Below are 13,864 nucleotides of genomic sequence, written 5' to 3'. Positions count from 1 at the left end.
GTGCGCAGACCATATCTCCTCTACCGTCTCCCCGTGCTGAAAAATCAAGGCGGCATGGTAGTAATCTTGGGCGGTAGCGACCTGGTGGAGGTCCAGCATTTGTTGCACCTGTTGGCGGCGCGTGTGGTCCCGGCTGCGCAACGCAACGTAGTCGGGGGTGCCGACTTCCGGATGGTTTTCTCGCTCTTGTTGGTCAGCGACAAAAAGCTGATGTAGCTCGTCATTCATCTTGGTCTCTGCTTGGAGGCGTACTATCAAGAAACGACAAGTAGGGCTGGCATAGTACCGCACAAACCGTTCGTTTAGGCTACATTCTATCGATGGCCTTAAGGGACGTGGAATCCTATCGCCTCTCGCTACTCATACGGCGAACTTATACCGTATCACTAGCATCTAGGCTGTTCAGCTGCCGAGTCGGAGGTTTTCCCCTATTTGTTTAACAACACCCTAAGGTGCGGGCTGGACAGGTGCAGTTGCTGCTGAAGTCGCTGGCGGAGTCGGTGCTAGTGCGGCACGCACCAGAAATTATGCTTTTTAAATTTAATCTATGAGACATTTCAGCGAGTACTCGGCCCCTATGCGCGAAGAAATTCTGACGCAACAGGTACGGTCACAAGCAGGCGGCAAGGAACCAATGGGGTATTGGGCAGAAGCATTGAAAAAGGTCAACCCACAGCTGCCCTCTAACCCAGCTTTTCCAGAAGCCGCTGTAGCGGCAGTGGAGCAACTGGTACGTAAGCTAAAGCCCTACAACCTCGTTTTTGGAAAGCCTGATGACGATGGCATCTATGGAAAGGAGGTCAAGAACGTGAGCAAAGCGCAAGCTACCCGGGACTTCCTGGCCGAAAATCCCACTTACAAAGTCTTTAAAGTGGACGACTGGTACCAATGATGCGCCAGTTACTACTCCCAAAGCCTTTTATTCTGATAATACTACACATATGGAAACACAAGACAAAGGCCTACAAGGGGAAGAATTCGTGAACGAACTGGCCTATTCGTCCTTGCTTAAATTCTGGTGTTATCCGGGTCCCAAAGATGAGCGGGGCGATAAGAAGGAGATAGCTGACCTGCTAATATTGTTTAAAAACACGCTGCTGATTCTGTCGGTCAAGAACTATGAATTTAAGGGGCAGTACGACCGGTATTTCAGAAGGACGCTTGACAAAGCAGCCAGCCAGATATACGGAGCTGAAAGAAAGCTGCTAGCGAGCAAGCACGAGGTGTTTATTAAGCACCCAGACAGGGAGCAAGAGCAAGTTATACCCGCCGAGTATAGGGGTTCAACTAGAGTAGGAACGAAAACCAACGCTAAGGAAATTTGGCTAGGCGTTCCTCCCAACTGGCAGGATCGCGCAACGGGCGCAACTCCCCGGCGGCAATGCGGGCCGGCAAGTTGAAGTCGTAGCGGCCCAACATGTTCACGTGCTCGTGCAGCAGCGGCGAGAGGCGGCCGATGTCGGCCGGGTCCACCGCGCCGTGCGTTTCCTGCCACTGCTTCAGGGCGCGTTGCAGATACCGGGTGTTCCAGAGCACCAACGCATTGACGACTAGCCCGAGCGCGCCTAACTGGTCCTCCATACCTTCCCGGTAGCGCTGCCGCAATTCGCCTTTCTTGCCGTGGAACACCGCGCGCGCTGCCGCGTGCCGCCCTTCGCCGCGGTTGAGCTGCACCAGGATGCGGCGGCGGTACGCCTCGTCCTGCACGTAGGCCAGCAGGTACAACGTCTTTTCGAGGCGGCCAAACTCGGCGACGGCGCGGCCCAGCCCCGAGAGCGTACTCGCTCGTTGCAGCGTGCGCATCACGGCCGTGGCTTTCACCTTGCCCAGCTTGAGCGAGCCAGCCAGCCGCAGCATGTCCTCCCAGTGGTCGTGGATCAGCTGGGCATTGACCATGTGGCGCCCCAGCGCGTTGAGCGGGCCGTAGTCGTCCTCCTTGCGCAGCCGCCAGAAGCGCTGGTCGGACAGGTCCGCCAAGCGCGGGCTGAAGCGGTAGCCCAGCAGGGCAAACAAGCCGAACACCACGTCGCTGTAGCCGTGCGTGTCGGCCATAATTTCGCGCGGGTCCAGGCTGGTTTGCTGCTCCAGCAGGCCGGCCAGGATGAACAAGGAGTCGCGCAGCGTGCCCGGAATCACGATGCCGTGGAAGCCGGTGAACTGGTCGCTGGTGAAGTTGTAGTAGGTCACGCCGCGCTGGCCCGGGAAGTATTTACGGTTCCAGCCCGCATGCACCGTGCGCACCGGCACCACGAAGCGCAGGCCGTCGGCCGACGCCACGTCCCCGCCGCCCCACGCCTGGGCCAACGGGAGTTGAGCTTGGGCATCGACCAGCCGGGCGTTGGCAGCCGTCAGGGTTTCCACCCGCAGGTAGTGCTGCTGCACCCACAGCAGGCGCGCCGGCGTCAGGGCCGGCACGTCCGCCCGGGCGACGGTTTTGAGCCCCACGTTGCACGCCTGCGCCAGCAGCACGGCGCACACGCTCAACGGCAGGTCCGCGGTGGCTGGCTGCCCGTCGGCCACGTGGGTAAACGCGCTGGTAAAGTCGGTAAAGGCCTCGACTTCCAGCAGCAGCGCCGCCACGTCGACCTGCGGCAAGCACGCCGTCAGCTGCGCCCGCAGGTCCGCCAGCTGCTCGGATTCCGGGTGGGCCGGGACCGCGCGGAGTTCCACCGCTAGGTGACCGTCCTGCTGGACCAGTTGCAAGGCGGTATTCTGTTCCAGGTTCTCGCTCACCTCGGCATACGCCGCCTGCACCCGCTGCTGCAAGGCTGACAACTCCACGCCAGGGTCCAGCGACCGGTCCAACGCCCGGGCCACGGTGTCACGCACCGCGTCCCAGGCCACCCCGCGCAGCAACTCCGCCCGGGGATCGGCGTACCGCTCGCTGACGGCGACGAACACGTCGCGGCGCCGCAAGGCGTGGTGCAGTCGCTGCACCACGCAGAGGGTGTACGCCTGGGGGCTGACTGGGCTTTGGACAGCGCTTCCTTCGACAACCCTTTGGGCCGGCCGCCCTGGCGGCCCCGGGCCCGCGCCGCCGTCAGCCCGGCGTGGGTGCGCTCGCGGATCAGGTCGCGCTCGAACTCGGCCAGGGAGGCGAATAGGTTGAACATGAGCCGACCTTGGGCGGTCGTGGTGTCCAAGTGGTCCTGCAGGCTGACAAATTGCACGCCCTGCTCCTGGAAGCCGGTGACCAGCGTGACCAGGTCTTTGAGCGAGCGTCCCAGCCGGTCGAGCTTCCACACCACGAGCGTATCGCCGGGGCGCAGGCGGGTGAGCAGGTGCTGCAAAGCTGGGCGCTCCTTGCCGGCCGACACTTTTTCCTGCACCACCTCGGTGCAGCCGTAGGCCTGCAGGGCATCGAACTGCAGGCCTACGGCTGGTCGGGGGTACTGACGCGGGCGTAACCAAAAACCATCGGCAAATTCTCAAGAAGTCAACGCAGGCGAAGTTAGCGAGTCGTTGATTCGTGAGAACAGCCGATGAGACACTTTCTTCGGTGTCTTGCCGGGGTATTCTTGATCTGTCCCGCTGTGCTTATAAAACGTGCGTTTTCCGAGACACTCCGCCCCCCTGACTCGTCCTGAAAAAAGTTGACCGTTTGGTGGTAGTCCGCCTCTGGGTTGACCACTTTGGCGGTAGTCCTAAGTTAGCTCATTCGGCGCTCACTGGCGTGGACGGTTTATAGTAGTTTTTCCATCTTCTCTCCAACGGCCCCCAACTGGTATGGGCTTGATTGGGGCTCTGCATGTCGCAGCTCAGGTGAGGCCGTTTGTAGTTGTAGAGAAACACGGCTTGTTCCAGGTGCTGCTCCGCCTCCCGCAGCGAGTAGACCGGTTGCTGGCTCAGGTACTCCTCCTTGATAATACCATTCACGCGCTCGGCAATGGCGTTTTCCAGCGGATCGGAGTTCTCCGTCATGCTGACCTGGATACGGAATGGAGCCAGCGTGTCCAGATATTCCTGGCTGCAGTACTGAATACCCCGGTCACTGTGGTGAATCAACTGGCTCCCCGCCCGTTTACTGATCTGCCGTAGGGCCATCTCCAGGGCACGGCGCGCATGCACCGTGGCCAGTGTATCGGCGACGGCAAAGCCCATGATGCGGCGCGAATAGGCATCGGTCAGCAGCGAGATGTACAGGCAGCCGGTCTGGGTGAACCAATAGGTGATATCGGCCACCCATACCTGGTTGGGCCGCAGCGGCGTCAGATCCCGGATCAGGTTGGGATATTTGCGGAAACGGTGGCGGGAGAAGGTCGTCAGGGCCTTGCGGCGGCGCTTTCTGATCAGCAGGTTATGGGCTGCCAGCAGCGAAAACAGGGCATCCCGTCCCAGCTTGATGCCTTGCTGACGTAAGTCCTGCTCCAGCAGGTGGTAGAGTTTGCGTCCGCCCATCCGGCCGTGCTCCTTCCGCAGCTGCGCGACCTGCTCCAACACATAGTGCTCGCGCTCTTCGCTGCTCCACTGCCGCGTTTGGTGCTGATAAAAGGCCTGGCGGCTGAAGCCAAGTACTCCACTGATCCGCCGCAGGCAAAAGTGCGGACAGCTTACTCGCAGGAGCTGGACTACTTGGTAGCGGACTTTTTTTCGATGCTCAAGCCCAGTTCCTGCTCGGCCACGCGAATCACGTTTTTGTAGTAGAGTACTTGCAATTCGGCTTGTTCAAGCTGTTTCTGCAACTGCTTGACCTGCCCGGTCAGCGCATCCGCATGCTGCACCACGTGCTCGACGAGCGTGGTAGGCGGCTTTTTCAGATTGTCTTCCATGGCTTGGGTACGGGCCTGCTCTTCCTGGCGGACACGTTCCAGCCACTTGGTCACGGTCGAGCGGGTGAGCACCTGGTACTTGCTCATGGCTGACTCAATCGTAAGCCGGCCGCAGGTAATTTCCTCGACCATCTGGCGCATTTTCAGCTCGTGCGCCTGCTTGCGAAACAGAAATAAATGTTCCATCTGACTGAGAGTGATGGTCAACCTATTTTAGGACAAGACACCCGCCAGAATCCGTCGACACAACCCTAATGGGGGTTTCTGTTCTTCCTCTTCCGCTACCCCAAATACACCGCCACACCCTGGGACTGTATACCTAGCATGAACACTTGTTAGGCGCAACCGGAGAACACAGTCAAAAAACATTTTTAGACCATAAAACTTTTTTGGTCGAAAATATGTGATACCTTTGTCACACTCATTCATTCGGTTAGCTCCGCCAAGGAGATGTTGTCATGGTAACCAAAGCTCAAAAAGAGGAACAGTTGCGTGCCAAGGTGCTGAAGGTCGCGCAGCAGCTGTTTCAGCAGTACGGTCTACAGAAGGTGACCATGGATGATGTGGCCCGGGCTATTGGCAAGGGCAAAAGCACGCTCTACTACTACTACAAAAGCAAGGAAGAAATCTTCGACGCCGTTGTGGAGCATGAAATCAAAGATATGTTGGCGCACCTACGCACTGCGTTGGCGCAGGCAGATACGGCGTCCGCCAAACTAGAGACCTTCGTGCTCACTAAACTGCGCATAATGCGCCAGAAAGTAGCCTTGTATAATTTGTTATACGAAGACATCACCCGGCACTACGTGCAGGAGTTTTCCGAGCGCATCCGCCAGCACTACCTTCAGACGGAAGTACTTATGATCAAGGAGATTCTTCAACTTGGGGTGGATACTGCCGAGTTCAAGGGGATAACCGACCTCAATCTGGATCAAGTAGCCTTTGTGCTTACTAGCGGCATTTCCGGAATTGAGCAGCACACTTTGCTCAGCGAACAATTCGGGCCAGCGGAGGAAAATGTCAAGCTGCTGTCGCGCATTTTGGTGCAGGGTCTCAAACGATAATTTTTTTACTGACTGTTAGACCATTATTTAAATTTAGTCTAACAGTCTATTTTCAAGCCGTGTTACAGTTGCTGCCCCGGCCGCCTTATATCTCGACTTCGACCAAAAAATAAAAAAAGTCCACAAGACCAAAATCATGGTTTCAAAACCAATTGCTTCCCCTATCTGCCTGGGCTTGCTGCTAGCACTTCCGGTCAGCTTCACTTCCTGCCAGCAGCACGAGCCGGAGGCTGTGCAAACCGCCACGGTAGACCCCGTGCGCGTACGAGCGCAGGCCGTGAACGGGCTCGCCCAGGCGCAAGCCATTCAGTACAGTGGCGCTGTGGAAGCCCGCAGTACTACGCCCTTGAGCTTCTCCGTGCCCGGCACTGTCATGAGGGTGCTCGTGGAAGCGGGGCAGCAGGTAAGCAAAGGCCAGTTGCTAGCGGAAGTAGCGCCCGGCGCCATTCGAGACAACTACCAAATGGCGCTCACGCGGCAGCGGCAGGCCCAGGATATGTACAACCGCCTCAAGCCCGTGGTGGAAGCGGGTAGTCTGCCGGCCGTGCGGTTGGTGGAAGCGCAAGCAGGGCTCGAGCAAGCTAACGCGGCCGTGCGCGCGGCCGGCAGTTCGGTGGCCGACACGCGCTTGACGGCACCCGCCAGCGGCGTTATCGGCAGTCGCACGCTGGAGCCGGGCCAAGTAGCTGCGCCGGGCATGCCGGTGCTGCAACTGCTGGATCTGCGCTCGGTCTACGTACGCGTAGCTGTGCCGGAAGGAGAAATTGCGCGAGTACGCCAGGGCCAGTCGGCCCAGGTTACTGTTAGCGCACTTGGGGTAGCGCCTATAGCGGGCCGAGTAGAGGAAATTGGCGTGATTGCCGACCCGGTGGCGCGTACGTACCCGGTCAAGATTGCGCTGCCTGGGACTCACGAAGGGCAGCGGCTAATGCCCGGCATGGTCGCCAGCGTGAACCTGGTGGCGGTAGTTGCCACTGCCGGTATGGTGGTGCCGAATCAGGCCGTGAGCGTGGACGAGCAAGGCCGCAGCTTCGTGTACCTGGTTGATGCCAGCGGCACGAAAGCTGAGCGCCGCCAAATCCGGACTGGGCCCCTGACCCAGAACGGCATTACCGTAGTGGCTGGGCTTGGCCCCCAGGATAAGTTAATCATGTCGGGGTTCGAACGCCTTTCCAATGGTGCGCCCATCACCGTGGTGCAGTAAATAAGCCCACTGCCTACTTCACGCGTTGACTCATGAACGAAAACAAAGCCCATAAGCCCAACCTCATTGAGGCGGCCATGAAGCACCGGCAGGTAGTCATCATCCTGGTGGTGTTGCTTAATATAGTAGGCCTGTACGGCCTGCTGCACATGCCCCGTACGGAGTTCCCGGAGTTCACCGTGCGCCAAGGCGTCGTCGCGGGCGTTTACCCGGGCGCCACGTCGGCACAGGTTGAGGAACAGCTCACCACCAAGCTGGAAAACTACCTGTTCAGTTTTGCGGAAGTAAACAAAGCCAAAACCTACACCCAGTCGAAGGAAGGGCAGGTGGTGATGATGGTGGAGCTAACCGACCGAGTACGGAACCCTGATCAGTTTTGGTCGAAGCTCCGCCTGGGCCTGCAGGAGCAGAAGGGGCTGTTTCCGCGTGGCGCCATGATTTTCACTAACACCGACTTTGGCTCGACGGCCGCCCTGCTGCTCACGCTGGAGTCGAAGGACAAGACCTATAAGGAGCTGGAAACGGTATACCTCAAGCAGTTAGAGGCGGGGCTGCGGCGGTTGCCTTCGCTGTCGAAAATCAGCCATACCGGCCTGCTGTCGGAGCAGATTACGGTGGACGTGGACGCGCGCAAGCTCGCCGCCTCCGGCATCAAGCCGGGCCTGCTGCTGCAGGCGTTGCAGGCTGAGGGCACTACCGCCTACGCCGGCGAGCTGGACGAGCAGCACCTGTCGCTGCCCATTCACCTGGGCACGCGCTACCACACGGAAAATGACCTGGCCGAGCAGATTGTCTACTCGGACGCGCAGGGCGCGGTCGTGCGCCTGAAGGACGTGGCCACGCTGCGCCGCGAGTACGCCGAGCCGTCCTCGTTCATCCACAACAACGGCACTAAAACGCTGCTGGTAACCGTGGAAATGGCGCCCGGGCACAACATCGTGGAGTTTGGCGAAGAAGTCGACCAGGCGCTGGCCAAGGTAACCAAGAACTTTCCGGCCGACGTCAAAGTCAACAAAATCGTGAACCAGCCGGAAGTAGTCGACGAGTCCATCTCTCACTTCCTGAACGAATTTGGCTTGGCCATCGGCTCCGTCATCTTGGTGACGCTGCTGCTGCTGCCCTTCCGGGTGGCGGCGGTGGCCGGCGTTACCATCCCGATTTCCATTCTTATCACGCTGGCCGTGATGAACTTCGCCGGCATCGAGCTGAACACGGTGACGCTGGCGGCGCTGATCATCGTGCTGGGCATGGTGGTGGACAATGCCATCGTCGTCATCGACAACCACGTGGAGAAACTGGACCATGGCGACTCGCCCTGGCACGCGGCCTGGAAAAGTGCCACCGAGCTGTTTATGCCCGTGACTGTGGCTACGCTCGCCATTACGGCGGCCTTTTTCCCGCTGGGCCTGTTTCTGGGCGGCACGGCCAAAGACTTCCTCGGCGCCTTCCCCGTGACCATCGCCATTGCGCTGGGCGCCTCCATGTTCGTGGCGCTGCTGCTGGTGCCCTACCTGAATTTCGTTTTCATCAAGAAGGGCCTGCACATAGCTGAGGCCGAGCTTCAGGGTCGCAAAAAATCCTTGCTCGACTATGTACAAACGGGCTATGACAAAGGGTTGGACGCCGGCTTCCGCTTTCCGGTCATTACCGTGCTGCTCGGCATTCTCTCCATCGTGACCGGCGGACTACTGGCCGCCAAACTGCCGCAGGAGCTGTTCCCGGGGGTAGAGCGCAACCAGTTCGCCGTGGAAATCTACCTGCCGACGGGGCATCCGCTGCAGGAAACCGCCCAGGTGACGGAGCAGGTAACGCAACTGCTGCGCCGGGACAAGCGCGTCACCAGCGTGACCAGCTTCACCGGCAGCAGCTCGCCGCGCTTCCACACGACCTACGCGCCCCAGACGCCCGCCAAGAACTACGCGCAGCTTGTGGTCAACACCGAGTCGGCTGAAGCCACCGAGGGCCTGCTGCGGGATTACGCGAAAAAGTACCGTACCTTCTTCCCCAACGCGTACGTGCGCTTCAAGCAGCTCGACATGCTGGATGCCGCCGCGCCCATTGAGGTGCGCGTGGTAGGCGACAGCATCCCGGCCATGCACCGCGTCGCCGACCAAATTATCCAGCGCCTGCGCCAACAGCCGGGCATCACGTGGGTGCGCACCGACTTTGGTGAGCCGCGCCAGGGCGTGCAGGTACGGCTCAGGGAGGACGAGGCCGCGCGACTGGGCTTTACCCAGAGCAGCATTGCGCAGGCTTTGGCCCTGAGCGTATCAAGCGTGCCGGTGACCACCGTGTGGGAGGGCGATTACCCCGTGGCCGTGCAGCTGGAGACCGAAAAAAACCAGCGCAGCGACTACGCGGCCCTGGCCAACACCTACATCACGTCCCCCAAAACGTACGCCACGGTGCCGCTACGGCAGGTAGCGAACTTAGTACCGACCTGGCAGGAAGAACAGATTGTGCGCCGCAACGGGGTGCGTACGCTTACCGTGCGCGCCGACATCGAGCGGCACTTGGTGGCCAGCGACCTTCTCAAGCACGTGATGCCCGACCTGAATCAACTGGCCCTGCCGGTGGGGGTGGACGCTCTGGTCTACGGCGGGGAGCACGGCCAAAGCCAGGAAAATCAAGGACCGATGGGCCTATCACTCGGCGTGGCAATCATCAGCATCTTTTTGATTCTGCTGTTCCAGTTCCGCCGCGCGAAGACGGCCGGCCTCATCATGCTGACCATGCCGCTGAGCTTGTTCGGCGCGGTTCTAGGGCTGCAGCTAATGGATTATCCGTTTGGCTTTACGGCCTTCCTGGGCCTGCTGAGTTTGTGCGGCATTGTCGTGCGCAACGGCATCATCCTCGTCGACTATGCGCAGGAATTACGCCGCGACCACGGCATGAGCGTGGTGCAGGCGGCGGAGGCCGCCGGCAAGCGCCGGATGCGCCCCATCTTCCTGACCTCCGCCGCGGCGGCCATAGGAGTTGTGCCTATGATCATCAGTCGCTCGCCGCTGTGGGGCCCCCTGGGCACAGTCATTTGCTTCGGCTTGCTGCTGTCCATGGTCCTCACGCTGTTTGTGCTGCCGGTACTGTACTGGCTGTTTTTCCGCGGAGAAGATTCCCCCCAGGCCCAGGCCGAGCACGAGCACGAACTCGAAGCAGAGCAGGACACGCCGCCTGCCCTGCCGGTTGCCTCCGGGCACTAATCCCCCGTTCTCTTAAGCTTCAAGCGTAGGTTCTGAACCACTCATGAAAAAGTTTTTTGTCTTTCTTGGCACTCTGCTCTCACTTGGGAGTGGAGCCGCCCAGGCCCAGTCGGCTTATTCGCTGGCGCAAAGCAAGCAGCTAGCCCTGCAAAACAACGTACGGGTCCGCAACAGCACGCTCGAAATTGAGGCAGCCCAGGCGCAGCAGCGCCAGGCGCGCACCAAATACTATCCCAACGTGAGTGCCTTGGGCGCCGGCCTCTATTCGCCCAAAGATTTAGTCTCGCTCAACACCCCGGCGCTGAGCCTGCCGGTACAGGGTGGCACGGGTGCCGAAACGGTGAACCTGCCGTCCGTGAAGTACTCGGGCATTAACGGCGTGGCTACCGCGTCGGTCACCGCCCTGCAACCCCTGTACGCGGGCGGGCAAATCAAAACCGGCAACCAGCTCGCGGCGCTGCAGACCACCGTCACGCAAGATCAGCTGGTGGTAGCCCAGCAGGAAGTCACCCTGACCACGGAGCAGAAATACTACCAGCTAGTGGCCTTGGACGAGAAGCTGCGCACACTCGAGGCCAACGACAAGCTGCTCACCGGTATTTACAAACAAGTAAATGATAGCTACAAGGCCGGACTGGTAGTGCGCAACGACGTGCTGAAGGTACAGCAGCAGCGCAACCAGCTGGCGCTGGCCCGCGTGCAGCTGCGCAATGGCCGCGAGCTGGCCCTGCGCGACTTCTGCCAGTACCTGGGTGTGGCCTACGATTCCACCCTCACGCTCACGGAGGTGAACCTGACGGTGCAGAACCCGCAGGAGCTGTACCAGGACGCGTCGGAAGCAGTGAAGAGTCGTCCCGAGTACCAGCTGCTGCAACGCAGCACGGAAGCCGAGAAACTGCAGAGCCGGCAGGCGCAGGGCCAATTCCTGCCGCAGGTATCCGTGGGGGCTGGGGCCTACGCAACCAAGATCGGTGACCAGGACGTCACCAGCAGCGGCATGTTTCTCGGTACGGTGTCCGTCCCGATTTCGGGCCGTTGGGAAGCCAAGCACGTGCGGGCCCAGCGCGAGGTGCGGGAGAAGATAGCGCAGAACAATGCGCAGAACAACATCGAATTGCTGACCCTGCAGGTGCAGCAACGGTGGCTGGACTTGCAAGAGGCCTACAAGCGGGTGCAGGTGACGGAAGCTGCCATGGCCCAAACGCAGGAGAACTTAAAGGTAAACCAGGACACGTACCGCAGTGGGCTGTCCACGCTCAACGATTTGCTCGACGCGCAAGCGCAACTGCAAACGGCGGCTGACAGCCACGCCGAAGCCCGCACAGAGTACCACGTGCGGCGGACGGCCTACCGCCTGGTTACCGACCAGACCAACTGACCTTTCCTTGGATTGCCTGGCCAGCACCAGCAGGCGTTGGCCGGGCACCTCTCCCATCCTTCTCTATTTCGTCATGGTCGTGCGTACCCTCACCCCATTCCGCCCCGATGCCATGCTGGTCCAGCAAGTGCGCCGCATCATCCACCACCGTAAAGGCATTCGACTCCGCCGCCTGCACCTGACCACGCAGTTGAGCCGCGACCTGGGTTTCGACACGGTCGATGTAGTCGACATCATTCTGGAACTGGAACGCGCGTTTCAGTTGACCATTCCAGACGAAGTGCCCCTGCAGACCATCGGGGACTTCGTGCGATATGTTAGCAGCCAGCTGCCGCCCGCGTCGCAAGCCTCGGCTGCCTGACCTGCCGCTGCCATGCACATGGACGATGCCCTTTGGCAACAGCTGCGGCCATTGTTGCCCGACGGCTGTACCCCCAGTGACTCGCTGCGAGACGACCTGGGCTTGGATTCTCTGAGCTACGTCGAGCTGATTATGCAGGTCGAGGGCCTCTACGACATTTATTTCCCGGACGATGAGCTGAGCCAGATGCATACCGTGCTGGACCTGGTGCAAGGGGTTAAGCGGCACCTGTCACCGGCCATGTGGCTGCTTATCCATTTGAACAGCAACTAGCCTCCCATTATGCTCTTTTCCCTACTAGGACGCCAGTGGCGGCCGCGGCTGTTGGACCGTTCTGCCTGGGCGGTCGTGGCGTGGGTGCTGACTATGGCCGACCTGCTGCCAATCACGTGGCTGCTCTCCGGCTGTGACCTGCTGGAACTCAGCCCAAACGAAACCCGTACCCCGGTAGCCTACCGCGACCTGACGCGCAAAAACCTGGAAGCCTTACAGCGCCGGGCCAATCCATTGGCCGGGGATACGTTGCGCTTCGTATTTATCGGCGATTCACAGCGCTTTTACAAAGAAGCCGAAGCGTTTACGCAGAGTGTCAACCAGCTACAAGGCGTATCCTTTGTCGCCGTTGCGGGCGACATTTCCGACTTCGGTCTGGTCCGGGAAATGCGCTGGGTGCACGAACGGCTTCGCAGGCTGAAGGTGCCGTATTTAACCGTCATCGGCAATCATGATGTAGTGGCTAATGGCCGCGAGGCCTACCAGCAGGTGTATGGCCCACTCAACTACAGCTTTGAGTACGGCCACACCCGTTTCGTATTCGTGGATACCAACGGCCGTGAGTATGGCTTCAAAGGCCGGGTGCCCGACGTAGCGTGGGTGCGGCAAGCGCTAGCCAACCCCGGCCCCGGCATTAGCCGGCAAGTCGTCATGAGCCATGTGCCACCCAACGATGCCGACTTTGACCCACACTTGGTATCGCCCTACGTGGAGGCGCTCCAGAGAGCCCCGCGCCTGGCGTTTGGACTCAACGGGCACCGGCACGACTTCGGGGTTACCGCGCCCTTCGGGCCAGCCCTACCATTCATCAATTCCTATGCCTTCGAAAAGCGGCGCTACCTGGTGCTCACTCTCTGGGGCCCTCAGGGGTTCCAAATAGATTCTGTTTCTTACTGATGGTCGGTTTGTTGTTGCTTGCGGGCTGGATAGGCTCGACTAATATAGAGGCAGCGCCGAGCGTAGCATTCCCTGATACCCTACCCCCTCGTCCGTGGTATGCACCCCGGCATGTGCTGCTGCAAGCGGCGGGTGGACAAGGCCTAGTTGCAGTGGGGGTAGGCTACACGATGGCCCGCCGCCGGCTTGAACTCGACGCCCTACTCGGCTATGTGCCCCAGAAATACAGCCGCACAGCCATGGGCATCGGCACGATCAAAATCACGTATTCCCCCTGGAGCATCCCACTAGCCCACCATCGATGGGGGTTGCGGCCGTTTGCAGTAGGCGCTTTCGGGAGCTATACGGCCAGCAAGGGCCTGAATTCCTCACGCGATGGGAAATACGAGAAGGGCTACTACTGGTGGTCCTCGCACACCCGCGTGGGTCCCTTTGTTGGCGGCCAGGTACAATACGAACGCCCCCGCTCCACCCATAGGGACGCCAGAACTATATCATTCTACTACGAACTGGGTAGCAATGATTTATACCTGACGAGTTGGTGGGCCAACCGTGGGGAACTCACCCTTCGGGAGATATTGACCCTGGGGCTAGGGGTGAAGCTCCACTGGTAATAAGGCCTTGGAAATACCCGCCCTGCCACCGACGAGCCCTGCCCCACTGCATCAAAGCAAGCGGGTGCACGAATGGCCTTTGGCGCTGTTCAATAGTGTGATAG

The 13,864-nt window shown here is 59.9% G+C and carries 13 protein-coding genes and 1 pseudogene; 10 read left to right on the top strand and 4 right to left on the bottom strand.

Features of this window, described 5'->3' with window-relative positions; all coding sequences use genetic code 11:
- Both GGU46_RS21075 and GGU46_RS21070 read left to right on the top strand, forming a co-directional pair.
- Positions 1 to 216 (top strand): hypothetical protein (locus GGU46_RS21075; protein WP_215906429.1); only part of this gene is annotated, 216 nt, incomplete at its 5' end.
- Positions 217 to 577: 361 nt separating this feature from the next.
- Positions 578 to 892, top strand: a complete 315-nt coding sequence (locus GGU46_RS21070; RefSeq protein WP_183405503.1) for a hypothetical protein — start codon at positions 578 to 580, stop codon at positions 890 to 892.
- A 419-nt stretch (positions 893 to 1,311) separates the two neighbouring features.
- Here the strand turns inward: GGU46_RS21070 and GGU46_RS21065 are convergent, their stop codons facing one another.
- The 4 genes and pseudogenes from GGU46_RS21065 to GGU46_RS21050 form a co-directional block, all read right to left on the bottom strand.
- Positions 1,312 to 2,937, bottom strand: a complete 1,626-nt coding sequence (locus GGU46_RS21065; RefSeq protein ID WP_215906428.1) for a Tn3 family transposase — start codon at positions 2,935 to 2,937, stop codon at positions 1,312 to 1,314.
- 140 nt (positions 2,938 to 3,077) lie between these two features.
- Positions 3,078 to 3,317, bottom strand: a pseudogene (locus GGU46_RS22260) (recombinase family protein); the annotation flags it as partial.
- Between the two features lie 337 nt (positions 3,318 to 3,654).
- Positions 3,655 to 4,560: an IS3 family transposase gene (locus tag GGU46_RS21055; RefSeq protein ID WP_246399138.1), complete on the bottom strand. Its 906-nt coding sequence runs from the start codon at positions 4,558 to 4,560 to the stop codon at positions 3,655 to 3,657.
- A gap of 8 nt (positions 4,561 to 4,568) precedes the next feature.
- Entirely contained in the window at positions 4,569 to 4,955 is a 387-nt protein-coding gene (locus GGU46_RS21050) for a hypothetical protein (protein ID WP_246399136.1), read from the bottom strand.
- Between the two features lie 272 nt (positions 4,956 to 5,227).
- Here GGU46_RS21050 and GGU46_RS21045 point away from each other — a divergent pair, with 272 nt between their 5' ends.
- The 8 genes from GGU46_RS21045 (at position 5,228) to GGU46_RS21010 (ending at position 13,760) form a co-directional block, all read left to right on the top strand.
- The gene (locus GGU46_RS21045; protein ID WP_183405502.1) at positions 5,228 to 5,833 is read left to right on the top strand and encodes a TetR/AcrR family transcriptional regulator; all 606 of its coding nucleotides are present in this window, start codon (positions 5,228 to 5,230) and stop codon (positions 5,831 to 5,833) included.
- A 175-nt stretch (positions 5,834 to 6,008) separates the two neighbouring features.
- Positions 6,009 to 7,037 carry an efflux RND transporter periplasmic adaptor subunit gene (locus GGU46_RS21040; protein ID WP_183405501.1) on the top strand — a complete coding sequence of 343 codons (1,029 nt, stop codon included), beginning with the start codon at positions 6,009 to 6,011 and terminating at the stop codon, positions 7,035 to 7,037.
- A gap of 32 nt (positions 7,038 to 7,069) precedes the next feature.
- The gene (locus GGU46_RS21035; RefSeq protein WP_183405500.1) at positions 7,070 to 10,237 is read left to right on the top strand and encodes an efflux RND transporter permease subunit; all 3,168 of its coding nucleotides are present in this window, start codon (positions 7,070 to 7,072) and stop codon (positions 10,235 to 10,237) included.
- Positions 10,238 to 10,280: 43 nt separating this feature from the next.
- The gene (locus GGU46_RS21030) at positions 10,281 to 11,615 is read left to right on the top strand and encodes a TolC family protein (protein ID WP_183405499.1); all 1,335 of its coding nucleotides are present in this window, start codon (positions 10,281 to 10,283) and stop codon (positions 11,613 to 11,615) included.
- Positions 11,616 to 11,622: 7 nt separating this feature from the next.
- Positions 11,623 to 11,976 carry an acyl carrier protein gene (locus tag GGU46_RS21025; RefSeq protein ID WP_246399135.1) on the top strand — a complete coding sequence of 118 codons (354 nt, stop codon included), beginning with the start codon at positions 11,623 to 11,625 and terminating at the stop codon, positions 11,974 to 11,976.
- Between the two features lie 18 nt (positions 11,977 to 11,994).
- Positions 11,995 to 12,249: an acyl carrier protein gene (locus GGU46_RS21020; protein ID WP_183405498.1), complete on the top strand. Its 255-nt coding sequence runs from the start codon at positions 11,995 to 11,997 to the stop codon at positions 12,247 to 12,249.
- 9 nt (positions 12,250 to 12,258) lie between these two features.
- Positions 12,259 to 13,146 carry a metallophosphoesterase family protein gene (locus GGU46_RS21015; RefSeq protein ID WP_246399134.1) on the top strand — a complete coding sequence of 296 codons (888 nt, stop codon included), beginning with the start codon at positions 12,259 to 12,261 and terminating at the stop codon, positions 13,144 to 13,146.
- Between the two features lie 113 nt (positions 13,147 to 13,259).
- Positions 13,260 to 13,760 carry a hypothetical protein gene (locus GGU46_RS21010; protein WP_183405497.1) on the top strand — a complete coding sequence of 167 codons (501 nt, stop codon included), beginning with the start codon at positions 13,260 to 13,262 and terminating at the stop codon, positions 13,758 to 13,760.
- Positions 13,761 to 13,864 lie beyond the last annotated feature (104 nt).

Origin of the sequence: Hymenobacter latericoloratus (assembly GCF_014199535.1) — a bacterium.
Taxonomy (GTDB): domain Bacteria; phylum Bacteroidota; class Bacteroidia; order Cytophagales; family Hymenobacteraceae; genus Hymenobacter; species Hymenobacter latericoloratus.
The sequence above is the reverse complement of the archived record's forward strand: the minus strand, read 5'-3'. Positions and strand labels throughout refer to the sequence as shown.